A 22,945-nucleotide genomic window follows, 5' to 3' on the forward strand; every position below is an offset into this window, starting at 1 on the left:
TCGACCATCGAGCTGATCAAGATTGACCATCGACCAAAGGGGGAGTCTGAGAGGAGCGCCCTGGGGCCAGCTCTATCTCGACGTGCTCCACTCCGTCCTCGACCCACAGCCGCTCGGGCAACCCCAGGTCTCTGAGGAGGTTGAGCATGCGAGCGTTCTCGGGGAGCACGAGCCCCCAGAACCGATCGACACCCCTCTCGAGGGCAGCCTCGATGAGCCTGCGGGTGAGGCCGAGCCCGAGCCCCTTGCCCTGCCAGCGGTCCTCCACCAGAGCCGCGTACTCGGCCCGGCCGGTCCCGCCCTCCCTGACGTAGAGCACGACCGCCACTATCTCGTTCTGGTCCCCGGGGTCCAGGGCCACGAGAGCGAGCCCCGGTTCACCGTCCAGCCGGACGAAGCTGCGGGCCATCTTCTCGGAGAGTTCGGTCACGGCGCCGAAGTAACGCAGGTAGATCGAGTGCTTGCTCAGCCTGCGGTGAAAGCGTTTCAGCGCCGGAACATCCCCCACCCGGATGGGACGGAACGCCACGAGCGTCCCGTCATCGAGCGCCAGGTAGCCGACACCCAGATCCTGCCTCTCACCTGAAGCGTTCACCTCTCTCCTCCCCCGGCGGCTGCCACTCTTCCACCTCCCACGCACCGCCTCCCCCGCGAACGAGCACCGCAGGCCGAAGACCATAGGGCTCCGGGGCGATCTCCCGGGTCAGGTTCATCAGCTCGATCCTCTCGGGAACGAACCGTACGAGCACGTAGTCCTCGCTCTCGGGGCCCTCGGACCAGAAGGCCTCCCACTCGTCTCGCCAGTACCGCCTGCGCAGACGCACGTCCTCTTCCAGAGAGGCTGGACCGTAGAGCGCGACGTAGGCCATCTCCACCGAATCCAGGAAACCGAGCACGACCCCGGGGTTCTTTCGGATCTCGCGCACCTTGCGCGACCCCCTGCTGGTGCCGAAGCGGATCGTCAGGTCGTCCTCGGCTGTGAAGGGCTGCATGGTCCTAAGGTGGGGTGCGCCCTCCTCGCCCACCGTGGCCAGGAAGCAGTAACGCGTCCCCTCTATGGTGGACCTCACGACCTCCAACAACCCCCGTGCCGACGCCTTCAAAGCTCTCCTCCCTCGCTAGCGGGCTCGCTGGTGATGCTGTTCTTCGTAGCCCTCCATGGCTATGAAACGCCCGTGCCAGCCGTGGTACCAGACGCTACCCGCATCCCCGTGATCCTGCCGTCTTTCTTGTGACGACCGCCACCCCGAGCCAGGGGAGCCACCGTGCGCGGCGCCTGCCTTTAGAGCAGGCGTTCACCCGGGGATCTCCTTCCGGGGGTCCTCCTCCAGCAGGCGCAGGCGCTCCTCGTACTCTTCGGCGTCGATCTCACCCCGGGCGAAGCGGCGCCGCAGTATCTCCTCGGCGGATTCCTCCGGGGCATCCCGCCCGGCGTCACCGGGACCGGGCGACAAGAGTCTCAGCACGGCCCACACCAGCAGCACGAAGAGCCCGGCCGCGAACAGGAACGGCACCAGCATCCGCACGAAGGCCCACGCGCCGAAGCCGCTCCCCATCATGCCACCGGGCCCCCACCAGCCCATCATGCCGCCGTATCCCATGGCGGGCACGAAGAAGAGGCCGCCGAGCAAAGCCAGGACGAGTATGCCCAGAATACCGGTCAGGATCTTGCCTTCCCTTCTCATCTTTCGAACCTCCTCGTGAAATCGGGACCTGTCGACGTAGCACGCTCGAACCCGAGAAAACAGACCTCGCTGCGCTCAGGGCTTCTGCGGTGCGGACGGCCGCGGTAGCCGCATTTCATCCGACATCCCCATGCCTCTTCGCCTCCGCTCGGGTTCTCACCCGGTCAGAAGATAGAACGGCCGGGCATACTGTCCATGGTCAATTTGTCTCATTCGTCTGGGCACGATTGACCAAAACCCTCGACGGGATCCGATGCCCAAAATCGGCCACTTTTCGCATCCTCATGGGCGTAGAGTCGGGGTACGGACACCACGGTCCCCCGGCAGGCAAAGGAGCCCTCAGGCTCGAGCCCGCGGGATGCGCACGACGAGCACGGAGCAGTGGGCGTGCCGGACGACCGAGTCCGAGACGCTCCCCATGAGGGCCCGTCGCAACCCTCCCAAGCCCCGGCTGCCCACGACCACCAGGTCTGCCCCGATCTCTTCGGCGACCGCGACTATCTCCACATCCGGCCTTCCCAGGACGGGGTGAGTCCCCGCGACCTTCGCTCCCATCCCTTCGAGCCTCTGCGCCTGCTCGTCGACGAACGTTCGGGCGTTCTTCCTGGCCAGCTGGAGGATCGGAGGCAGCTCCTCCTCCTGCGGTACGTCGTAGGGCAGGACCAGAGGCTCCGGGGCAACGTGGATGAGGTGCAACTCAGAGTCGACCACCTTCGCGATCCCGGCGGCTATGCGACCCGCCTCGTCCGACCCTCTCGATCCATCCACCGCCAGCAGGATACTCCCGACCCGAGGAGCCTCGTCCCCTTCCCCACCCCTCACCACCAGGACGGAGCAGTGGGCGTGCCGGACGACGCTCAGGGAGACGCTGCCGACCAGAGCGCGGCGCAGCCCGCCGAGCCCCCGGCTGCCCACGACCACCAGGTCCGCCCCGATCTCTTCGGCGACCGCGACTATCTTCGCATCCGGCCTCCCGGCACCCGCGTGCGCCCCGGCCACCGTGCCGCCGGCCTGTTCGATCCTCCGGACCTCTGTCCGAAGCTTCTCGCCGGCCTCCTTCTCCGCCCGCTCGAAGACACCGTATCCCACGCCGTAGATACTCTCCGGGGCGGGCTCCACCAAAACCACGTGCAGCTCAGCCTCCATCCCCCTGGAAAGCTCCACCGCGAGACGCCCCGCACGATGCGCCTCCGAAGAGCCGTCCGTAGCCAGCAAGATCCTCTTTGGCTCTCCGATCACCGCCCGTCCTCCTCTCTCGAAGCCTTCGGACTCCGGCGTCATGGTGGGCCGGCCGTCCCCCTCACACCTGAGCAGAGAAGATCATCTACCTGATCAATATTGACCATCCCGGCACTCGGAGAGCCGGAAAACCGTGAAAAACCGCTTCAGAGCATGGTCAGAGGCTCCACCCTCACCGACCTCCTTCCCCCGCACGTATCTCGCCGCGGCCGGAGAACCTGCGGTAACCGGATTCGATCCCGAAGGCCAGCCCCACCAGAACGACCAGAACCACGAGCTGCCCCGGTGAATTCACAAATGTCTGCCACAGCAACGCGGCGAGCGCCAGACCGCAAGCCGCCACACCCGCCGCCGAGATCCAACGTCGTCCGCCGACCGAATCCGCGAGCCTGACGCCGGCACCGTTGACCGCTCCGAAGATGATCAGGAAACCGGAGCTGCCCATCGTAGAGATGCTCGATACATCGAAAAAGTTGGCGACCACGAGCGTCGCGCCCGAAGTCAGGAACAGCCCCGAGAGCGGCCTGTTCCAGATCTTCCGCTCCAGGAACGCCGGGAGCTCCCCGTCCTTTGCGATGATGTAGCTGAAACGGGCCGCGCCGTAGAGGGTCGCGTTGATCGCAGAGACGGTGGAGAGCATGGCGGCGACGGCTATCAACATGAACCCGAAATCCCCGAGAAAAGGTCGGGCGGCGGCTGCCAGAGCGTAATCTTTGGCCGCGACGATCCGGCTCACCGGCAGGTTCCCGACCGCGACCAGCGCCACCAGCACGTAGAGCACGATGACGAATCCCACTGCCGAGTAGAAAGCCTTCGGCAACGTCCGTGATGGGTCCCCGACATCCCGGGCGGTGTTGGCTATAAGCTCGAATCCCTCGTAGGCGAGGAAGATGATCATGCCACCCGCCACCAGCCGCAGCGGGGACTCCCATCCCGCTGGCGTCACCCGGTGGAAGTCCACTCCCCCAAGTCCCACCGCCACGAAGAAGAGCAAGATCGCCAGCTTCAGACCGACCACCCAGCTCTCGGCACGGCCGATGACGTCGGCAGAGAACATGTTCAGGGTAGTGATGGCGAGGATGGCGGCGCTCAACAGGACGTGTCTGCCCAGAGGTTGCAGCGCTTCCGGCAGGAAGGTGGCGCTGTAGCTGCCGAAAGCAGAGGAGTAAAGCGAGAGCATCACGATGTAACTCAGCCACAACAGGACGTTCAGGCCGCCGGTGAGGAGTCCGGGGCCGTAAGCCCGGTTCAGGAAAGCGACGGTTCCTCCCCTGCTCGGGTACCCGACGGAGAGCCGGGCGTAGGAGTAGGCGCTGAGCAACGCCACGAGGCCTGCGATCGCGAAAGCCACCGGCGCGCCACCCCCGGCCAGCTGGGTCGCCAGGCCGAGCACGGCGAAGATCCCTCCACCGACCATGCCACCGATGCCGATGGAGACCACGCCGAGATAACCCATCTTTCCTGCGGGCGCTCCGGAGTACGTGCGTCCCCGGCCCCCTTCCCCCGGTTGGTTCATGCGCTCCAGCGCCACCCGCTGATCTCGGGCATATCCTCCAGATGCTCCTGCGAGTAGGCGGTCGCCCGGTCGATCAGGTTCCGCAGTTCGGCGATGAGGGTGGGAGCGCGATCCCGCAGGCGGACACCCGGAGATTCCGCCACACGCCTCAACGCCTCGATCGCTAGGTGATAGCGGCTCATGCCGTTCATGACGACCATCTCGAAAGGCGTGGTGGTGGTTCCCTGCTCGCTGAAACCCCGCACGTGGAAGCGCTCGGCGTTGACGTGCCCGTGGATTATCTCGTGGATGGCGCGCTGGTAACCGTGGAAGGCGAAGACGACCGGCCTGTCCGCCGTGAAGAGCTCTACGAAACGCGAGGCGGTCATACCATGTGGATGGAACTCCCGCGGGAAGAGGGACATGAGATCCACCACGTTGACCACGCGCACCTTCAGCTGCGGAGCGTGCCGACGCAGCCAGTGGGCCGCCGCGATCGTCTCCAGGGTCGGGATGTCCCCGGCGCATCCCAGAACGACGTCGGGTTCCTCGCCCTCCGGAACATTGGACGCCCACTCCCAGACGGAGGCACCCCGGGCGCAGTGCTCGACGGCGGCATCGATATCCAGCCACTGCAGCTGGGGCTGCTTGTCTATGACGATCAGGTTGACATAGTTGCGGCTGCGGAGGCAATGGTCGGCCACCGAGAGCAGACAGTTCGCATCCGGGGGGAGATAGATGCGGGCCACCGTGCCCCGCTTCGAGAGCATCACGTCTATCAGCCCGGGCCCCTGGTGCGAGAAACCGTTGTGATCCTGGCGCCAGCAGGTCGAGGTCAGCAGGACGTTGAGCGAGGCGATGGGCTCCCGCCAGGGCAGCGTCACAGCCCTCTCGAGCCACTTGGTGTGCTGGACGATCATGGAGGCGCAGACCATCGCGAACGCCTCGTAGGTGGCGAACAGCCCGTGACGTCCGGTGAGCAAGTAACCCTCGAGCCAGCCCTCGCACAGGTGCTCGGAGAGCACCTCCATGACCCGACCATCGGGGGAGAGGTGGTCGTCCACGTCCACTCTCCTGCCGACGAAGCAACGGTCCTCGACCTCGAAGACGGCGCCGAGGCGGTTTGAGTTGGTCTCGTCGGGACAGAACAGACGGAAGTTGGCCTCCCGCTCGTTCCCGACGAAGGTGTCCCGGAGGAACTCCCCGAGCCGGCGGGTCGACTCGTGCCGAACGGTGGCGGGTCGTTCGACGGGCACGGAGTAGTCCCGAAAGTCTGGAAGATCGAGCTCGACGAGCATCCTGCCCCCGTTGGCGTGAGGGTTGGCGCCCATGCGCCTGTCCCCCACCGGCGCGAGCGCCGCGAGCTCGGGAACGGGATAGCCGTCTTCGTCGAAGAGTTCTTCCGGGCGGTAGGAGCGCAGCCAGGTCTCCAGAGCCGCGAGCTGAGCGGGATCTCTCCTGACGTCGGGCAACGGGACCTGATGGGCCCGGAAGGTGCCGGCGACCGGACGGCCTTCCACCTCCTCCGGCCCGGTCCACCCCTTGGGCGTCCTCAGCACGATGGCCGGCCAGCGAGGTCTCTCCGAGAGACCGTCCCCTCGTGCAACTCGCTGGATCTCTCTGATCTCCGCGTAGCAGTCCTCGAGCGCGGCGGCAAAATCCTGATGCACGCGGTTCGGGTCGTCACCCTCGACGAAACGGGGCGCGTAGCCGTAGCCTCCGAGGAAGTCCGCCAGTTCCTCGTCCCGGGAACGGGCGAGGACGGTGGGCCGGAGATCTTGTACCCGTTGAGGTGGAGCACGGGCAGGACCGCACCGTCGCGCGCGGGGTTGAGGAAAGCCACGGATTTCCAGGAGCCCTCCAGAGGACCCGTCTCGGCCTCGCCGTCCCCGACGACGGCGCAGACGAGAAGGCCGGGGTTGTCGAAGGCGGCCCCGAAGGCGTGCGCGAGGACGTAGCCGAGCTCTCCTCCTTCGTTGATGGAACCCGGGGTGGTGACGCTCGCATGGCTGGGCACGCCACCCGGCGTCGAGAACTGCCTGAAAAGACGCCTCATCCCCGCGGCATCCCGGGACACCTCCGGATACACCTCGGAGTAGGTCCCTTCCAGGTAGACGTTGGCCAGGACCGCGGGCCCGCCATGACCAGGGCCGGCCAGGAAGATGGCGTCCACATCCCGTTCCCTGATCAACCGGTTGAGGTGGGCGTAGACGAGGTTGAGCCCGGGAGAGGTACCCCAGTGGCCGAGGAGCCGCGGCTTTATGTGCTCCGGACGCAACGGCTCGCGCAGCAGGGGGTTGTCCTTCAGGTAGATCTGCCCGACCGTGAGGTAGTTCGCCGCCCGCCAGTAGCGATGGATGCGGTCCAGCTCCCGCGGCGAGAGCGGACCTTCCGCCGGGGTGGCTTGGGCCGTGGGGACGTTCTCGCCCTCGACCACGCTGGAGACTGTCACGTCGAAACGGTACATCTTCAGGCTCCTTCCTCCTCGACGATCCTTCTGGTATGCCGCGCTATCACGAGGTCTTCGTCGGTGGGCACCACGCGTACGGTGACCGGTGAATCGTCCGCGGAGATCACCGCCGAGTGGGAGGCGTTGCGCGCGGTGTCGAGCCGGACGCCCATGAACCGGAGCCCTTCACAGATCCGCTCCCGCAAGGGAGCCGCATGCTCGCCGATACCCCCGGTGAAGACGAGTGCGTCCAGGCCGCCCAAGGTGGTGGCCAGCGCGCCGATGAACTTCCTCGCCTGGTAACAGAAGAGCTCCAGTGCCTCCGCCGCCCGTGGATCGTGCGGCTCACGCGCCAAGAGCTCGCGCACGTCGGCGCTGGTCCCGGAGACGCCGAGCAGCCCCGACTCCTTGTTGACCAGCGTATCCAGCCCGGCGACGTCCATGCCCCGCCGGAGCAGGTAGAGGAGCACACCCGGGTCGAGATCTCCGGAGCGGGTGGCCATCACGAGCCCGCTGGTCGGGGTGAGTCCCATGGTCGTCTCGAGACACCTCCCGCCTCTGACGGCCGCCATGCTCGCCCCGCTGCCGAGATGAGCGATGATGGTGCGGCCTTCGTACGCTCCGGGATCCAGGGTGCGCAAGCGCTCCACGACGTACTCGTATGAGAGGCCGTGGAAGCCGTAGCGCAGGACACCCTGCCCGGCGAGGTGGCGGGGGAGCGCGTAGAGCCGCGCGACGCGGGGCAGCGTCCGGTGGAAGGCCGTGTCGAAGCACGCCACCTGCGGAACCCCGGGATAGACCCTCCCCAGCTCCTCCACGGCCCCGAGCGCCTGTGGCAGGTGGTCCGGGTCGAGCGGCAGGGCACGTTCCCTGAGGGAAGCCACGAGCTCTTCGGTGATGACCCTGGGCTCCCTGAAGCGCCCGCCGTGTACGATCCTGTGACCTATGGCTCCGAGGTTTCGATCCATCCCGCACCCCCGCAGATACTCGAGGAGCGCACGGACGGCAGCCGTGTGGTCGGTCAGAGCACCCTCGACCCTCCAGGCACGCTCCCCTTCCCGGCCCGACACCTCGAGGAGGCTGCCGGAGGAGCCGATACGCTCCACCACGGCACGCGTCTCCAGCCTCAGAGATCCTCCCTCGACGCCGTAGATGGCAGCCTTGAGGCTGGAAGACCCCGTGTTGACCGTAAGCAGGCGCCAAAACCCCGATCTCTCGCTCAACTCACCCCCGAACGCTGCGTACCCTCGGTCGCTTCCGACCGGGTCAGGATACGTGAGGGGGAAGAGGGCGGGTTGATCCATTTTGCCCCAAGATCTGATCCAGATTGATCAACGTACGCGTGCACCCGACGGAAGGGACGGGCTCCTCCCAACACCCTCTTTGATCAATCTTGCTCATCGGTATGGGCCATCTTGCTCAGGTCACGCCCGGCCTCCACGGATAAATTCGCGGCGTGCGGGGAACGCCGCCGGGGCCGCAGGAGAAGAAGAGGGCACCCGTCGACGAGGGCGCATGCCCCCATGAGAGAAGCCCCCAGGGTCACGAACGTGCAGCATCAGGGAGGGATGCGAGAACGTGCAGCCAGCAAAGAGCATCGGGAATCCGGCCGGTGAGAGGACGGGACCGGGCCGACCCGAGGAGATCGAACGCACCCCCACCGCAGAGCTCTTCGAGAAGCTCGGGAGCTCCAGGGAAGGCCTCACCGAGCAGGAGGCACGGACGCGCCTCGAGCGGTACGGGCCCAACTCGCTCGAAGAAGAGCGGAGGAACATCCTGCTCGAGTTACTCTCATACTTCTGGGGGCCCATACCGTGGATGATAGAGGTCGCGGCCATCCTCTCCGCGGCGGTCCGTCACTGGGCGGACCTGATCATCATCCTGGTGCTGCTCATCTTCAACGCCGCCGTGGGTTTCTGGCAGGAGTATCAGGCCACGAACGCCGTGGAGGCCCTGAAGAAACAGCTGGCGCTCAAGGCGCGCGTGCTCCGTGACGGGGAGTGGACCGAGATCGAAGCTTCACGTCTGGTCCCCGGAGACATCGTCCGCCTCAGGATAGGAGACGTGGTCCCCGCCGACGTGAAGCTGCTGGAGGGAGAGTACCTGAGCGTCGACCAGTCGGCGCTCACGGGAGAATCACTCCCGGTGGATAAACGCGCCGGAGGGGCAGCCTACTCGGGATCGACGGTCAAACAGGGCGAGATGGTGGCCCTCGTGGTGGGCACCGGCCAGCAGACCTACTTCGGTAAAACGGCCCGGCTCGTGAGCTCCGCCCGAACCGTCTCACACTTCCAGCGCGCGGTGCTGCAGGTCGGGGACTTCCTGATCGCGGTCGCCCTCGCGCTGGTCGCCGTGCTGATCATAGCCGAGCTGTTCCGGGGGGCACCGTTTCTGACGCTCGTACAGTTCGCCCTCATTCTCACAGTCGCCTCCATCCCGGTAGCCATGCCGGCGGTGCTCTCGGTGACCATGGCCACCGGCGCGCTCGCGCTCTCCCGGATGAAAGCCATCGTTTCCCGTCTGGAGGCCATAGAGGAGATGGCTGGCATGGACGTCCTCTGCTCGGACAAGACCGGCACCCTGACCCAGAACAGGCTCACGCTGGGCGATCCCGTCCTCTTCGGAGCCCGCGACGAGCGGGAGATAGTCCTGATGGCCGCTCTGGCCTCCACCAGAGACGGGCAGGACCCGATCGACCTGGCGGTGCTCTCCGGGCTGCAGGCGGGTGGGTCGGAGCTAGATAGCTACGCAATACGACGCTTCGTCCCGTTCAACCCGGTGGACAAGCGCACCGAGGCCGAGGTCGAAGACCCCTCGGGTACGGTTCTCAAGGTGACGAAGGGAGCGCCCCAGGTGATCATCGACCTGTGCAAACCGACGCCGGAGCTCCGGGCGAAGGCGAACGTGCAGGTGGACGAGCTCGCGGCCCAGGGCTTCAGAACGCTCGGCGTGGCACGCAGCCCCGACGGAGAAAGGTGGGAGTTCCTGGGGCTCCTGCCGCTCTTCGATCCCCCGCGGGAAGACTCCGCGGAGACCCTCGAGCGGGCCCGCGAGCACGGCATCCGGGTCAAGATGGTGACCGGGGACAACATGGCCATCGCCCGGGAGATCTCCTCCCGCCTCGGGCTGGGGACGAACATCGAGCGGAGCACCCTTCTGGAGAAGGTGAGCAAGAGCGTCCCGCCCCCGGCGGACGCGATCGAACAGGTCGAGGCCGCCGACGGCTTCGCCGAGGTCTTTCCCGAGCACAAGTTCGCCCTGGTAAAGGCTCTGCAGGAGCGGGGACACATCGTGGGGATGACCGGAGACGGGGTGAACGATGCTCCAGCCCTGAAGCAGGCCGACACCGGCATCGCGGTCTCCGGTGCCACCGACGCCGCCCGGGCTGCCGCGGACCTGGTGCTGACAGAGGCCGGGCTCTCGGTGATCGTCCGGGCCGTCGAGGAGGCTCGACGGATCTTCGAGCGGATGAACTCGTACACCATCTACCGCATCACCATGACGCTGAACATAATGCTGTTCGTGGTGGCGACGATGCTGGCGTTCGACTTCTACCCCCTGACCACCGTGATGATCATACTGCTCGCCCTGCTGGACGACGTCCCGATCATGGCCATCGCCTTCGACAACACCCGCCTCGACCCGCGACCGGTGCGCTGGCGCATGGCGCGGATGCTCGTCCTCTCCTCCGTGCTGGGCGCGACCGCCCTGATCCAGAGCTTCTCGCTCCTCCTGATAGCGCGGCACTTCCTGCACCTGGGCATCGGTCAGACGCAGAGCCTGCTGTTCCTGCAACTGGTGATAGGTGGGCACCTGATGCTCTTCCTGACCCGCTCGAAAGGCAGGTTCTGGTCCCGACCCTACCCGGCGCTCCCGCTGTTCCTGGCGATCGTGGGTACCCAGATCGTGGCCGTCGCGCTGGTCGGGTTCGGGATCCTGGTGGCCGCCGTGCCGTGGCGCTGGATCCTGCTGGTGTGGGTCTACGACGTGCTGTGGATGCTCGCCGTGGACCGGATAAAGACCTACACCTACAGGGTCCTGGAACACGAAGCGAAACACCACCTCAGGTTCCTGCAGGGCATGCAGCGGTCGTTCCACCACCATCGGGCCGGATGATCCGTGCTCCGGGAGGACATCTGGTCAAAATTGACCATTCGACTCATCAAAATTGACGTCGCCACAGGCGGGTGGTTCCCGGATCATGCCAACCCGTCGGGATCCGGATAGAGAGGGAGGGTCGAGCTTGAACGATCCGGTGCTGATCTCACGCCTCCAGTTCGCGTTCACCGTCATGTACCACTACCTCTTCCCCGGCCTCACGATGGGGCTGGCTTTCCTGATCTTCCTGTTGAAGAGCATCTACATGCGCAACGGGGACGAGCGGTACAACCGGGCGGTGCGTTTCTGGGGCAAGATCTTCGCCGTGACCTTCATCCTGGGGGTGGTCTCGGGGATACCCATGGAGTTCCAGTTCGGGACCAACTGGGCCGCCTTCTCCAAGTTCGCCGGGGGGATCATCGCGCAGACCCTGGCGATGGAGGGAGCGTTCGCCTTCTTCCTGGAGTCGGCTTTCGTGGGGGTCTTCCTCTTCGGAGAGCGGGCCTTCGGGCAGAGGCTGCACTGGCTCTCCTCGTTCCTCGTCTTCCTGGGAACCTGGGCGTCGGCGTACTTCATCCTCTGCACCAACTCCTGGCTCCAGAACCCCGTCGGCTACAAGCGGCTCCCCGGAGGGGGGATAGACATCTCCAACTACTGGCAGGTCCTGTTCAACCCCTGGGTGTTCGTGCAGTTCATCCACAACCAGGGGGCGACGGTCCTCACCGCGGCCATCGTGATGGCGGGGGTGGGGGCCTTCTACGTCCTCTCCCGGAGGGACGAGGAATACGGAAAGATGTTCGTCAAGGTCGGCGTGATCGTGGGCCTCATCATGAGCATCTGGCAGATTCTGCCCAGCGGGGACCTCGAAGGGTTGCAGGTGACCCACAAGCAGCCGGTCAAGCTCGCCTCGATGGAGGGGCTCTTCAAGAGCGAGCGCCCGGCGGGCATAGTCATCCTCGGCCAGCCGGACATGAACAAGCAGAGGCTGGACAACCCCATCGTCGTGCCCCGGGCCCTGAGCTTCCTGACCTACCGCTCCTGGAGCGCCCGGGTAAAGGGCCTCGATGCCTTCCCGAAGAAGGACTGGCCGGACAACGTCCCGCTCGTCTACTACAGCTACCACATCATGGTGGGGCTCGGGACGATCTTCGTCGCGATCATGGTGATAGCGGCCTTCCTGTTGTGGAGGCGCAAGCTCTTCGAGTCCAGGTGGATGCTCTGGATCCTGATGCTCACCATCCCCTTCCCCTCCATAGCGACGACGGCCGGCTGGATCACGGCCGAGGTAGGACGCCAGCCGTGGCTGGCCTACGGTCTCTTCCGTACCTCCCAGGGCGTCTCGTCGAGCGTATCCTCCGGCAACGTGCTCTTCACCCTGCTCGGGTTCGCCGGTATCTACCTGGTGATGGGGCTGCTCTACTTCATCCTGGTGGTGGGTATCGTGGGAGCCGGCCCGGAGGCGGAGGAGGCCGGAGAAGAGCCGGCAGAGGAACTGCCCGTCTGAAGCATAGAGAGAAGGAGGATGAGAACCGCCGTGCAGACGCTCTGGTTCATCCTGGTGGCCTTCATGCTCACGATGTACGTCCTGCTGGACGGCTTCGACCTGGGTGCGGGTGCCATCCACGTCTTCGTGGCGAAGGACAATACGGAGAGGAGGATGGTCCTGCAATCCATCGGCCCCGTGTGGGATGGGAACGAGGTGTGGCTCATCGCCGCCGGTGGGACGCTGTTCTTCGCTTTCCCAACCCTGTACGCCACGAGCTTCAGCGGTTTCTACCTGCCCTTGATGATCGTGCTCTGGCTCCTGATGCTCCGGGGACTCGCGATAGAGCTGCGCCACCGTCTGGAGAACCCACTGTGGGCCTCCTTCTGGGACGGGCTCTTCTTCCTCGGTAGCGCGCTCTTAGCCGTCTTCTACGGTGCGGCTCTGGGCAACGTCATACGGGGCGTTCCCATCGGCAGGAACGGATACTTCTTCGAACCTCTGTGGACCGACTTCAACCCCACCACCCCAAACCCCGGCATCCTCGACTGGTACACGGTCCTGACCGGGCTTCTGGCGCTCGTCACCCTCGTCGTGCACGGCTCAAGCTGGGTGGCGCTCAAGACCGAGGGCCCCCTGAACGTCCGCTGCCGCACCGTGGCGCTCAGGTTCTGGTACGCAAACCTCGCCCTCACCGCGCTCACCACGGTTGCGACCTTCTACCTTCGTCCCACCATGTTCTCCAACTTCGCCAGCCAACCCTGGGGTTTCGTCTTCCCCCTGATCGCCCTCGCCGGGCTCGCCGGGGTGGGGTACTTCCTCCGCAAGGAGAGGGACACCGCCGCTTTCTTCTCCTCCTGCGCCTACATCTTCGGGATGATGACCTCGACGGTCTTCGCCCTCTACCCGGACGTGCTGCCCGCGGTCGACCCGGCAAACAGCCTCACCATCCACAACGCATCGGCCTCCCACTACGGGCTCACGGTGGGGCTGGTGTGGTGGAGCATAGGTATGATCCTCGCCGCAATATACTTCGTCTTCGTCTACCGGCTCTTCCGCGGGAAGGTCAGTCCCGGCGGAGAAGGATATTAGGCCGCCGCCAAACAGCGGGCTCCCAGCGATCCACCGAAGCGGTCCGGTCTTCGCCAGACCAGCGACGCCCTACATGTCCGCCCGGCGCACCCTCCATCCACCCACCGAGGCAGGAGAGGGCCAGAGCCGCCGCGGCGACCGCGAGCGAGAGCAGCAGCGCGATGACGGCATCGCCAGCAAGCGTATGGCTCGCGAGCAGCCCCGGATAAGGTTCCATTCTCCCCATGCCCGCCGCCGTCCATCGCAGGAAAGGCGCGGCCGCCACGAACGCGGCGGCGCAGGCCAGGAAGGTCCCCGCCGCCGCCACCCAGAACATCGCGGCCGCCTTGACCAGGAGGTAGCGCGGGCGCGAGAGCCCCCGGATGAGCACGAGCGCCGGGTAGCGCCGCCTGCGGTCAGCCGCCAGGGAACCCGCCACCGTAAACCCGACGAACACCGGGACCGCGAAGACGAAGTCGTCCTGGGTGGCTTCGCGGCCGAAGGCCCCGAAGAGACCCTCCCCCATCCTGGCGCCCGGCACCATGTTCGACCAGGCTATCGCCGCCAGCACGAGCACGCCCGCCCAGAACGCCCACCGCCGCGCCATCCTCCCAGTCTCTATCCGGAAGAAGCGGAGCGCGGTCACGCAGGAGGCTCTATCCGTTTCTCCTGCGTCTCACGAGATAGTCGACCAGCGTCACCCCTACGATTATGACGAAGGCGAGAATCAGAGAGTTCAACCTCTCCGATAACTACCATTTCGCCTCCTTTAGACTCCGCAAGAGATCCATCATTCCTAAACTCGTCCGGAAGGCATCCAGTTCACCTTCCCGGGATCACATTCATCCGGCAGGCCATAACCCGCGGCCAGGAGACACTCTTCGAAGTCGGCCAGGATGATACTCGCATGTCCTTCGGGGTCCGGGTAGATCGAGCCATCGGGCTCGGGAGGGCCCACCGCATACGTCCCAAACCCGAACAGACAATCCGGATGGTCAGTCTCCCGAAACAGGATAACGAGACCATCTCCCTCCTCATCTCTCTCGAGCCGCACATCTTCTACGGAGATCTCGTAACGGCTTCCGGCGGGGAATGGTCTTCCATCCTCGATCAGGCGCTCGCGTACGTAACGCAGAACCTCCCGCTCGTACTCCTCGACCCGCTCTACGCGCCACTCGCCGATTGTGTTCTCCCTCAATGATCCGAAGTTAAGAATCTGTGGCCTCCAATAAAGGCCACAGATTCTTCCTATCTCTACTGAGTTTTACTCTGTGTGCACTCTACCGTATTCTGATCGAGCATTGTCTCCTTTCCGAAGGTCGCCTTTTTGCAGAGTACCCTATGCTAGGGTAGGCTCGTTCTAACGAACACGGTGGTGGATTCTTGCGGTTGGGTTTGCATCGCTTTACATCCATGTAGGCGGTGACGACGCCCAACATCTTGCCATCCGGGGTGTTAGTACGTCTATTATAGACTACCCGATATGGACACTTCCCGTTCTTATTCTTATACCATTTTACTCTCGTATAGCTGGTGCCAGCCCGCTCTATTAAGCGTCCCTGGCTAATAGTAGTACTTATACGCCTTGGATACCATCCGTGCTCCCCTCCAATTATGTGGCGGTAACCGAAACCCATAAATCTTTGTCTTTTCGAATTCCACTGATGGTATCCCCACCGTACCAGTATGGTCCCCCTTTTAGTAGCCAGGTATCTCTTTACATCCCAGCGGCTGTGTTCATTCGCAGCTGGTGCATACTGAGTATGTCTCATAGCCGCGAAAGAAAGCTGCGCGACCATAATTATGGTCAGCAGTATCAGTACTACCGCCATAACAATCGCTGACATCCTTGACCTCAACGCCACCCGACTCCCCCTTTGCTCGCTTTTCGGCGTCGAGGACAGGTTACCTCCCGCCGGACCACCGATACATCACTCCAAAGGTACTGTTTTTCTCGAACTTGCTCCGCACAACCTCGTTACGACCTCACGCTCCCCACGCCCTGTAGAGCTCCTTGCGCCCCCTGTAGCCGAGCTTGGCGAAGATGCTGCCGGCGTGGTTCTTGACGGTCTGGGGAGCGAGGTGAAGCCTCTCCGCTATCTCCTCGTTCGTAAGCCGCCGGACGATGAGCTCGAGCACGGTCAGCTCCCTGGCGGTGGGGCGTACTCCTTCCAGGTCCTCGAGAACTTCCTTCGTCTTCTGCTCCCGTCCGGGACCGGCGTACTACACGGGCTCTCCCCTGCACATGGCGCGCTTTATCTGCTGCAGCTTCCGGAGGTCAGCTCCTTTGTGGATGAAGGCGTCGGCCCCGGCGAGCCGCGCCAGCGCCACCTCGGCCGGAGAGCCGCGGCGGGTGTAGATGACTACGACGGGCGTCTCTGGCAGAGCCTTCAGCGCCCGGCAGATGCTCACCCCGCTCTCCTCCACACCGAAGTCATGGTCGAGCACCACGTACTCGGGCCGCAACTCCTCCGCCTGGCGCAGGGTTTCCTCCGCGCTCCCGGCCTCTCCGGCGAGCTCCGCTCCTTCTATGGCGTGCAGCACTTCCTCGAGTCCGGCCCGCACCATCGGGCAACCGTCGGCTATCAGGACGCCTGCTCTCCCGCCGCGACACATCCATCCCTCCCGGAACACGAACGGAACGTTCGTATGTTACGTGGTGTATGCCGGGCACACAACAGCCGTGGGAGGATCATCCGAAGACCCAGGTGAGGGCGCAGGGCGCGCCGAGGAGGAAGGAGATGGCGAAGCAGGTGGTGAAGAAGACGTTCTCCTCCGAGGTGTAGGTGTAGAGGCGGGCATAGTGAGCCGCGAGGAGCAGGGAGGAAAACGAGACGGCCCCGAGCAGGACTGAGGTCACCCTTAGAGTGTAGAGGATTCCTATCTGCCGGGCGACGCCGCCGGCGTTGAGGAGCAAAAGCCCGAACCAGTCGGCGGTGAGCATGGACGATGCGACGAAGAGGCCGAGCAGGGCCACGAACACCCTCCGGGGGAAGAGAGGACCGCGGACGTAGGCGTTGAGCTCGTCCTCCTTCTTCGCGAGGAGGACGGAGAGGAAGCGCCTGCAGGCGGGGGGCAGCCTCATGCTGCATACGTTATATCATCCGCGCAGGAACCCGCCCTCGGCGTGGATGGTCTGGCCCGTGATCCAGGCCGAATCCTCCCCCGCGAGGAACGCGACGACCTTCGCCGCGTCCTCGGGACGGCCCACCCTTCCAGCCGGGAACCTGGCGGCGAGATCCTCTCTCACCTCCGGCGACATCCAGCCGGTATCGGTCGGGCCGGGGTCGAGAGCGTTGGCGGTGATGCCCCTGTGCATGAGTTCGGCGGCGAGGGTGCGGGTGAACGCCTCGAGGGCGCCCTTGGTCGCGGCGTAGGCGAGCTCGCCGGGCATGGGCCCGAGCGACTGGCCGGAGGTGAGGTTTACGATCCTGCCCGATGTCCCCCGGAAGCGGCGGGCGAACCCTGCGCACAACAGCGCCGCAGCCCGCAGGTTCACCGCGTAGTGGGCGTCGAGCGTCGCGGCATCCAGGTTCTCGTAGCCGTCGCGCTCCGAGCGGGCGGCGTTGTTGACGAGGACGGAGGGCGGACCGATCTGCTCCTCCACCGCATCGAGCAGCCGCTCCGCCGAGTCCGGAGGCGCAAGGTCGATCCGCAGACATCCCGCGCGCACCCCGCATCTCTCGAGCTCCGCGCGCAGGGGGGACGGATCCTCTCCCTCCAGGCAGGAGAAGAACACGTCCATCCCCTTGTCCGCCAGCTCGCGGCAGACGGCGGCTCCGATCCCTCGCGGGTTTCCCGCCCCGGTGACGAGCGCGACGCGACCTTCCATCCGAGACCTCCCGCTCCGGTTACAGAGGAAAAGATTCAAAAGATTCTAACGGGCGGATTGCACCTCGCTGGTGCGCTTTATCGCGGCCTCGTCCAGCGCCTGCAGCGACTCGGTGTAGCTCATTCCGGAGGCCTGCAAAAGATCCACCGCGGTGGACCGGATCTGCCCGACGAGCATGCTCGTCTCGAGCTCCTTGCGCTCGACGAGGACGGCGGTCGCCCCGGCGGCGGCCTCGAGGGCGAGCGCGCGGGCCTCACCGGGGTTCTCCAGCCGCTCGAGGTAGACACCCAGAGCCCCCACCGACCCGGCGAGCTGCCGCACGGCGGCGGGAAGGCCCTGCGCCCGGGGATGCCCGCTCCTTATCAGCGCCCTCGCGGCCCGCGCCAGGACCCGCACGTTGCGCACCGCCAGGTCGAGCTGTCCTGCGGCGGTGGAGTAGAACCCGAGCTCTCCGAGCGCCCTCCGGCGCGCCGGGGAGAGACGGCTCGCCCCGTACCCGGAGGAGAGCGCCTCCCTGAGATCCTCGACCCTGCCGTCCATCGCCCGCGCCCGCCCGAGCGCCCTCTCGGCCCATTCGAGATCCCCCGCCTCGAGCGCCCCGGCCACCTCCTCCAGAACACCGGCGAGCTCGCCGAAGACCGGACGCGCCGCCTCGCGCACCTTCCTGCGCGGGTTCTCCGGGAAGACGGCGCGTACCGCGAGCGCCATCCCGCTGCCGATGAGCGCGTCCAGGAAGCGCCCGGTGAACGGCGCCGGGCTCGCCGGCACGAGCGTCACCATCAGAAGGGCCGAGACCGCGGCCTCCGTCACCAGGAGCTCGCTCTCCCCGATGAGGAGCGCCACCGCCGTCGCCAGCGCGACCACTACCCCGATCTGGACCGCCCCCGAGCCTATCGCCGAGACGAAGACGTCCGCTATGGCAAGCCCGCAGGCCACCCCGAGGACCAGCTCGACCGCCTGCCGCCCCTCCCTGCCGGCGGCGGCCCCCAAAGAGATGATCGCCGCGATCGCCGCAAACGACGGGTTCTGGTGCCCCAGCAAAACGTGCGCCACCCCCCACGCCACACCCGCAGCCACGGCCTTGCGCAGTATGAGCCCGCCGTTCGCCCGCAGCCGCCCCAACGCCCCCGCCATCCGGTAGCGGAGCGTCCGAGCACCAGCCCTGAACCACAGATCCCTGAACACACCCGCTCCCATCACGCCGGAGATCACCTCCCCTCTCTCGTTTGCCTGCAGCTTACTTTTCTCATATAAATGCTCCGCGCATATAGCAACCGGAACCTGGAAGTTAGCACACTTCGTGTATCTAGCAAGGGAGTTTGGGGCGAAAGCCCCCTGCGTTTACCGAAATGTTACCGGGGGTTCACCTGGAGGCGCGAGGCGTAGCTCTTCGAGGGGGGATCCCAGGGCGGGTTTCTCGAGCCAGCGCGCCGTCGATCCTCCTCACAGAAGCTCTCCCCGCGCCACCAGCTGCACCCTGCCGCCGACCGAGACCCGCATCGTACCGGCTTCGTCTCTTCCCGCCCGCAGGTGGAGCAGGGAGGGGCGTCCGATCTCGTAGCCCTGCTCGACCCGGAGGTCGACCGGGCCACCGCGGTGCTCGACCAGGTAAGAGGCGAGGCATCCAGCGGCGCTCCCGGTCGCGGGGTCCTCGGTGACGCCGATGCCGCCGGCGAACATCCGGGCCGAGAGGTCCCCCGGCCCGTCACCGTGCGAGCCCGGGCAGAAGGCGTATACGCTCTTCTCTCTCACCCCGAGAGGCCGGCAGCGCCGGAGGGCGTCCAGGTCTCTCAGGGGAACGATGACGACCGGGATGCCCGTCGAGACCGTCTCGACCGGCAGCTCCGGGTCCAGGTCGCGCTCCTTCAACCCGAGGGAGCGGGCCGTCTCCTGCCGGTCGTGCTCCCCCCCGAAGGCGGGAGGGAGCTGGTGCATCCAGAGCACCTCGCCGAAATCCACCGGGATGCGCCCGGCGGGCACCTCGAGCACCAGGCGACCGGCAGGCTCTTCCGGAGCCTCGTGCCGTATGACATACGCCGTCCCGAGCGTCGGGTGACCGGCGAAGGGAAGCTCTTCCCTGGGGGTGAAGATGCGAACCCGGTGGGCGTCCCTCTTCGTGGAGAGAACGAAGGAGGTCTCGGAGTAGTTCATCTCGGAGGCCACCCTCTGCATCTCCCCGGAGGAGAGGTCGCCGGCCTCCAGCACCACCGCGAGCTGGTTGCCCGCGTATTTCTCCTCGGCGAAGACGTCGACGATGTAGAAGGTGTGGCTCATCGGTTCTCTATCCGTAGTCCGGGTCGGTGCGGGCGAGGCGCATCACCCCGATGAACATCCTGAACGCCGTCTCGTAGTCCTCGTGCGTCCAGCAGACGCGCCGGTCGTCCAGCCGCTTCAGGCCGGGGAAGTACATCACGCTCTCGGCCGTGCTCGCGCTCGCGAACTCCGCGGTGAAGGTGTAAGGCCCCTCCGGAGAGTAGGGCGAGAGGTACTCCCGGCGGCTCACGGCCTCGAAGGCCGCCCGGCGGATGCGTTCGCGGGACGCTCCCGGCGAGAGGCAGCGGGCCGTGTAGCGGTCCACGGCGGTCTTGACGCAAGCGGTGCGGACGCCCGGGTAGAGGGCCTCGGATTCGGCGCAGATCAGATCGTCTCCCGTCACCAGGCCCACCGGGATGCCCGCGAGACCGGCGAAGGCGGCGTTCATCCGGCCCTCGCTGCACACCTCGCCGTTCAGCTCCAGCCTCACGAGCGTCGAGGGTCCGGTGAAGGTGTGGCTCAGGATGCCGCCCGTCCCGGCCGCCGAATGGTAGCCGACGAAGAAGACCAAGTCCGCCTCGTTGCAGCCCTCCATCATCGAGAGAGGCTTGCGGGAGCCCACGATCACCTCAGCCCCGGGGTCGAGGTCTTCCAGCAGCAGGTTGCGCATCCCGTCGTGCGCCTCGTTGACCAGGAACTCTCGCGCACCGGCCCGCCGCGCTCCCTCGATGGCGGCGTTCACGTCCGCGGTGAGGAGCCTCCTGAAAGCCTCGTAGCGCGGGCGCCCCGGGATGACGTCGTCCGGGTGGGTCACCCCAGTCACGCCTTCCATGTCCGCCGAGATGTAGACCCTCATACCATCCTCCCCTTACTTACCGGCTCATTCTGACAGCCCCGGTCGGGTCGCAGATGTGACCTGGATCAAATCACTGGTGTACAATTACGGTGGTATGGCAGAGTTCCGCTACGGTCGGTGGTACTTCGAGGAGGGCGAGTACGCCCTGCGCAAAGACGTGCGTCCCCGGGAGCGCAAAAACCCTGTCGTCGAGGTCGTCGAGAACCTGGGGACCACCGAGAATCCCTGTGGCAAGGCCGACTGCCGGGGCAACTGCCTGGAGTATCTGGTACGTCCGGTCAGGGGCCGCAGGAGCTACGGCCTCAACGAGTGCAAGCTCTCCCCGCTCGTCAGCATCCTCTAGAAGCCCTCGTAGTGCTTCTGCGCCAGATGTCTCCCCGCGGCGTACAGCCTGAGGAGAGGGCCGCCGCCTATGGGCGCGAGCAGAAGACCCGTGAACCCCGCCGGCAGAAGATCACGGGCGATGGCCCAGATCACGACGAGTGAGGGCTCTATCGGGAACAGAACGTTGCGGACCGAGGGGAACGGGTCGAGGATCTTCCCCGGCGGCAGCACGCCGGTGTAGTAGGCCCCGAGGATGATCAGGCCGGAGATGAGCCCCATCAGCAACGCGAGCAGCAAACTCAGGATGATGCGCATCGTGGGTCTCGGCTCGACGTAGGAGTCGCCGGCTCTGGAGCGCCGCAGCCGGAGCAGACCACCGAAGAGGGGACCCGCGATCAGCCCGGCGACGAAGCCCGCCGTTATGTAGAAGATCGAGACGAAAGCCAGGTTGCCCTCGCTGCTCTGGCCACCCTTCAGCACGAAGAGGATGAAGGGCTCCGGGAAGAGCGCCTTGACGAGCGCGAACGCGAAGCCGTAGAGCGCGCCGAGGCCTATGAACCTGAGCGTATAGTTCACAGGTTCCTCCCGACGCGCTCTCTGGCCTGCACGATCCTCAACGTAGCAGAGAGGTTATACTACCTCCCTCCCGGCCGGTGCAAGAGCTTTCACTCCACGGCGCCCGCCGCACTCCCGCCGTCCCCGATCCAGACGGTCTTCGCGTTCATGAACTCATGGATGCCGAAATGCGAGAGCTCACGTCCGTAGCCGCTGTTCTTCACCCCGCCGAAGGGAGCCTCGGGGGTGGACTCGGTCATCTTGTTCACGTAGACCATCCCGGCCTCTATCTCGTCTATGAAGCGCTCCTGCTCTTCGGGATCGTTGGTCCAGACCGAGGAGCCGAGCCCGAAGGACGAGTCGTTGGCGATGCGGATCGCCTCGTCTATGTCCCGCACGACGAACAGGGAGGCCACGGGGCCGAAGATCTCCTCCCGGTAGGCCGGGGATCCCTCGGGGATGTCGGTGAGGACCGTCGGCGGGTAGAAGTTGCCGGGTCCGTCGATGGGCTTGCCCCCGGTCAGGACCTTCGCCCCCATCTCGACGCTCTTCTTGACCTGGGCGTCGACGTCCTCCAGGATCTGGGGCATCGCGAGCGGCCCCATGTCCGTCTCCTCCTGCATCGGGTCGCCGACCTTCAGCGCCTGCATCCGCTCGACGTAGCGGCGGGTGAACTCGTCGGCTACGTCCCGGTGCACGATGATCCGCTTTGCGTTGATGCACGATTGGCCGTTGTTGAGCGTCCTGGCGGTCACCGCGGTGCTCACCGCCCGGTCGAGGTCCGCCGAGGGCATCACGATGAACGGGTCGGAGCCGCCGAGCTCCAGCACGCTCTTCTTTATGTTCTTCCCGGCCGCACTCCCGACGCTCTTCCCTGCGCCCTCGCTCCCGGTGAGGGTCACGGCCCTGACCCTCTCGTCCTCTATTATCTCCGCCACCCGCGAGGAGCCCACGAGCAGCGTCTGGAAGGCTCCCTCCGGGAATCCGGCGCGGCGGATGACGTCCTCTATGGCCAGGGCGCACTGCGGGACGTTCGAGGCGTGCTTGAGCAGGATGACGTTGCCCGCCATGAGCGCCGGCGCGGCGTGCCGGAAGACCTGCCAGAACGGGAAGTTCCACGGCATCACCGCCAGGATCGGGCCTATCGGCTGGTAGCGGACGAAGGCCCTGCCCTCGAGCTCTATCTCCTCGTCGGCGAGGAACCTCTGCGCGTTCTCGGCGTAGTAGCGGCAGCCGCGGGCGCACTTGTGCACCTCACCCTCGGCGGAGGCGAGCGTCTTGCCCATCTCGGAGGTTATGATGCGCCCGAGATCCCCGGCCTCCTCGTCGAGGATCTCCGCCGCCCGCAACAGCCTCTCGCGGCGCTCGGAGAGCGGGGTCCTGCGGTACTCCCGGAAGGCCCTGGCGGCCAGCTCGAGCTTCTCGTCTATCTGCCGCCCGTCGAGCTCCTCGAAGCGCTTGATCTCCTCCCCGGTCGCAGGGTTAACGCTGGCTATGGGCATCGATCCCTCCTTTGGTCTTCTCTTGCGCCCTAATATACCCGCCCGGGGCGCCGAAGACTCGGCTTGACCGGGGTTTCGAACGGCAATATGCTGTCCGGGTCGA

Annotated in this window: 21 protein-coding genes and 1 pseudogene; 4 read left to right on the plus strand and 18 right to left on the minus strand. The window is 65.7% G+C overall.

Annotation, left to right across the window (positions count from 1 at the left end; all coding sequences use genetic code 11):
• Nucleotides 1–16: 16 nt before the first annotated feature.
• The 7 genes and pseudogenes from AC6EKW_RS00840 to AC6EKW_RS00870 form a co-directional block, all read right to left on the minus strand.
• Nucleotides 17–595, minus strand: coding sequence for a GNAT family N-acetyltransferase (locus AC6EKW_RS00840; RefSeq protein WP_498513405.1), 579 nt, complete (start codon nucleotides 593–595; stop codon nucleotides 17–19).
• On the minus strand, nucleotides 579–1,103 hold the full coding sequence (locus AC6EKW_RS00845; protein WP_273888188.1) for a pyridoxamine 5'-phosphate oxidase family protein: 525 nt from the start codon (nucleotides 1,101–1,103) through the stop codon (nucleotides 579–581). Before AC6EKW_RS00845 ends, AC6EKW_RS00840 begins: the two co-directional genes overlap by 17 nt.
• A gap of 192 nt (nucleotides 1,104–1,295) precedes the next feature.
• On the minus strand, nucleotides 1,296–1,685 hold the full coding sequence (locus AC6EKW_RS00850; protein WP_498513406.1) for an SHOCT domain-containing protein: 390 nt from the start codon (nucleotides 1,683–1,685) through the stop codon (nucleotides 1,296–1,298).
• A 339-nt stretch (nucleotides 1,686–2,024) separates the two neighbouring features.
• On the minus strand, nucleotides 2,025–2,924 hold the full coding sequence (locus AC6EKW_RS00855; protein WP_498513407.1) for a universal stress protein: 900 nt from the start codon (nucleotides 2,922–2,924) through the stop codon (nucleotides 2,025–2,027).
• A 172-nt stretch (nucleotides 2,925–3,096) separates the two neighbouring features.
• Entirely contained in the window at nucleotides 3,097–4,380 is a 1,284-nt protein-coding gene (locus AC6EKW_RS00860; protein WP_498513408.1) for an APC family permease, read from the minus strand.
• Between the two features lie 56 nt (nucleotides 4,381–4,436).
• Nucleotides 4,437–6,886 (minus strand): annotated as a pseudogene (locus tag AC6EKW_RS00865) (phosphoketolase family protein).
• Nucleotides 6,887–6,888: 2 nt separating this feature from the next.
• Entirely contained in the window at nucleotides 6,889–8,091 is a 1,203-nt protein-coding gene (locus AC6EKW_RS00870) for an acetate/propionate family kinase (RefSeq protein WP_273888195.1), read from the minus strand.
• A gap of 355 nt (nucleotides 8,092–8,446) precedes the next feature.
• Between AC6EKW_RS00870 and AC6EKW_RS00875 the strand changes: the two genes are divergently transcribed.
• The 3 genes from AC6EKW_RS00875 to cydB all read left to right on the plus strand — a co-directional run bounded on the left by AC6EKW_RS00875 (nucleotide 8,447) and on the right by cydB (nucleotide 13,541).
• The gene (locus AC6EKW_RS00875; RefSeq protein ID WP_273888196.1) at nucleotides 8,447–10,984 is read left to right on the plus strand and encodes a plasma-membrane proton-efflux P-type ATPase; all 2,538 of its coding nucleotides are present in this window, start codon (nucleotides 8,447–8,449) and stop codon (nucleotides 10,982–10,984) included.
• 127 nt (nucleotides 10,985–11,111) lie between these two features.
• Nucleotides 11,112–12,470, plus strand: a complete 1,359-nt coding sequence (locus AC6EKW_RS00880; RefSeq protein ID WP_273888197.1) for a cytochrome ubiquinol oxidase subunit I — start codon at nucleotides 11,112–11,114, stop codon at nucleotides 12,468–12,470.
• 18 nt (nucleotides 12,471–12,488) lie between these two features.
• Nucleotides 12,489–13,541, plus strand: a complete 1,053-nt coding sequence (cydB, locus tag AC6EKW_RS00885) for a cytochrome d ubiquinol oxidase subunit II (protein ID WP_498513409.1) — start codon at nucleotides 12,489–12,491, stop codon at nucleotides 13,539–13,541.
• On the opposite strand, the gene AC6EKW_RS00890 is transcribed toward cydB, so the two are convergent.
• The 9 genes from AC6EKW_RS00890 to AC6EKW_RS00930 all read right to left on the minus strand — a co-directional run bounded on the left by AC6EKW_RS00890 (nucleotide 13,516) and on the right by AC6EKW_RS00930 (nucleotide 20,461).
• Nucleotides 13,516–14,127: a hypothetical protein gene (locus AC6EKW_RS00890; protein WP_498513410.1), complete on the minus strand. Its 612-nt coding sequence runs from the start codon at nucleotides 14,125–14,127 to the stop codon at nucleotides 13,516–13,518. The genes cydB and AC6EKW_RS00890 overlap by 26 nt on opposite strands.
• A gap of 189 nt (nucleotides 14,128–14,316) precedes the next feature.
• Nucleotides 14,317–14,718 (minus strand): hypothetical protein, encoded by a 402-nt coding sequence (locus tag AC6EKW_RS00895; protein ID WP_498513411.1) that lies wholly within the window; start codon nucleotides 14,716–14,718, stop codon nucleotides 14,317–14,319.
• Between the two features lie 788 nt (nucleotides 14,719–15,506).
• Complete coding sequence (locus tag AC6EKW_RS00900; protein WP_337958755.1) at nucleotides 15,507–15,695, minus strand: response regulator transcription factor; 189 nt, start codon at nucleotides 15,693–15,695, stop codon at nucleotides 15,507–15,509.
• Nucleotides 15,696–15,743: 48 nt separating this feature from the next.
• A complete protein-coding gene (locus AC6EKW_RS00905; protein WP_273888201.1) occupies nucleotides 15,744–16,136 on the minus strand; it encodes a response regulator in 393 nt (130 codons plus the stop codon).
• A 76-nt stretch (nucleotides 16,137–16,212) separates the two neighbouring features.
• Nucleotides 16,213–16,605, minus strand: a complete 393-nt coding sequence (locus AC6EKW_RS00910; protein ID WP_498513412.1) for a hypothetical protein — start codon at nucleotides 16,603–16,605, stop codon at nucleotides 16,213–16,215.
• Between the two features lie 15 nt (nucleotides 16,606–16,620).
• On the minus strand, nucleotides 16,621–17,352 hold the full coding sequence (locus AC6EKW_RS00915; RefSeq protein ID WP_273888203.1) for an SDR family oxidoreductase: 732 nt from the start codon (nucleotides 17,350–17,352) through the stop codon (nucleotides 16,621–16,623).
• Nucleotides 17,353–17,397: 45 nt separating this feature from the next.
• The gene (locus AC6EKW_RS00920) at nucleotides 17,398–18,564 is read right to left on the minus strand and encodes an FUSC family protein (protein WP_498513413.1); all 1,167 of its coding nucleotides are present in this window, start codon (nucleotides 18,562–18,564) and stop codon (nucleotides 17,398–17,400) included.
• 231 nt (nucleotides 18,565–18,795) lie between these two features.
• Nucleotides 18,796–19,626 carry a PhzF family phenazine biosynthesis protein gene (locus AC6EKW_RS00925; RefSeq protein ID WP_273888205.1) on the minus strand — a complete coding sequence of 277 codons (831 nt, stop codon included), beginning with the start codon at nucleotides 19,624–19,626 and terminating at the stop codon, nucleotides 18,796–18,798.
• 7 nt (nucleotides 19,627–19,633) lie between these two features.
• Nucleotides 19,634–20,461 (minus strand): M55 family metallopeptidase, encoded by an 828-nt coding sequence (locus tag AC6EKW_RS00930; RefSeq protein ID WP_498513414.1) that lies wholly within the window; start codon nucleotides 20,459–20,461, stop codon nucleotides 19,634–19,636.
• A 94-nt stretch (nucleotides 20,462–20,555) separates the two neighbouring features.
• On the opposite strand from AC6EKW_RS00930, the gene AC6EKW_RS00935 reads away from it, so the two are divergent.
• Nucleotides 20,556–20,804: a hypothetical protein gene (locus AC6EKW_RS00935; RefSeq protein WP_273888207.1), complete on the plus strand. Its 249-nt coding sequence runs from the start codon at nucleotides 20,556–20,558 to the stop codon at nucleotides 20,802–20,804.
• Here AC6EKW_RS00935 and AC6EKW_RS00940 read toward each other — a convergent pair.
• Both AC6EKW_RS00940 and AC6EKW_RS00945 read right to left on the minus strand, forming a co-directional pair.
• On the minus strand, nucleotides 20,801–21,361 hold the full coding sequence (locus AC6EKW_RS00940) for a hypothetical protein (RefSeq protein WP_273888208.1): 561 nt from the start codon (nucleotides 21,359–21,361) through the stop codon (nucleotides 20,801–20,803). The two genes, AC6EKW_RS00935 and AC6EKW_RS00940, sit on opposite strands and share 4 nt — an antisense overlap.
• A gap of 89 nt (nucleotides 21,362–21,450) precedes the next feature.
• Nucleotides 21,451–22,842 carry an NAD-dependent succinate-semialdehyde dehydrogenase gene (locus AC6EKW_RS00945; RefSeq protein ID WP_498513415.1) on the minus strand — a complete coding sequence of 464 codons (1,392 nt, stop codon included), beginning with the start codon at nucleotides 22,840–22,842 and terminating at the stop codon, nucleotides 21,451–21,453.
• Between the last annotated feature and the right edge of the window lie 103 nt (nucleotides 22,843–22,945).

This window comes from Rubrobacter sp. M3-4, assembly GCF_059772285.1.

Coding starts and splice junctions, on each gene's coding strand:
- AC6EKW_RS00850 (WP_498513406.1), bottom strand. CDS start 1,685: ATGAGAAGGGAAGGCAAGATCCTGACCGGTATTCTGGGCATACTCGTC.
- AC6EKW_RS00860 (WP_498513408.1), bottom strand. CDS start 4,380: ATGGGTTATCTCGGCGTGGTCTCCATCGGCATCGGTGGCATGGTCGGT.
- cydB (WP_498513409.1), top strand. CDS start 12,489: ATGAGAACCGCCGTGCAGACGCTCTGGTTCATCCTGGTGGCCTTCATG.
- AC6EKW_RS00890 (WP_498513410.1), bottom strand. CDS start 14,127: ATGGCGCGGCGGTGGGCGTTCTGGGCGGGCGTGCTCGTGCTGGCGGCG.
- AC6EKW_RS00905 (WP_273888201.1), bottom strand. CDS start 16,136: ATGTGTCGCGGCGGGAGAGCAGGCGTCCTGATAGCCGACGGTTGCCCG.
- AC6EKW_RS00910 (WP_498513412.1), bottom strand. CDS start 16,605: ATGAGGCTGCCCCCCGCCTGCAGGCGCTTCCTCTCCGTCCTCCTCGCG.
- AC6EKW_RS00915 (WP_273888203.1), bottom strand. CDS start 17,352: ATGGAAGGTCGCGTCGCGCTCGTCACCGGGGCGGGAAACCCGCGAGGG.
- AC6EKW_RS00925 (WP_273888205.1), bottom strand. CDS start 19,626: ATGAGCCACACCTTCTACATCGTCGACGTCTTCGCCGAGGAGAAATAC.
- AC6EKW_RS00930 (WP_498513414.1), bottom strand. CDS start 20,461: ATGAGGGTCTACATCTCGGCGGACATGGAAGGCGTGACTGGGGTGACC.
- AC6EKW_RS00935 (WP_273888207.1), top strand. CDS start 20,556: ATGGCAGAGTTCCGCTACGGTCGGTGGTACTTCGAGGAGGGCGAGTAC.
- AC6EKW_RS00945 (WP_498513415.1), bottom strand. CDS start 22,842: ATGCCCATAGCCAGCGTTAACCCTGCGACCGGGGAGGAGATCAAGCGC.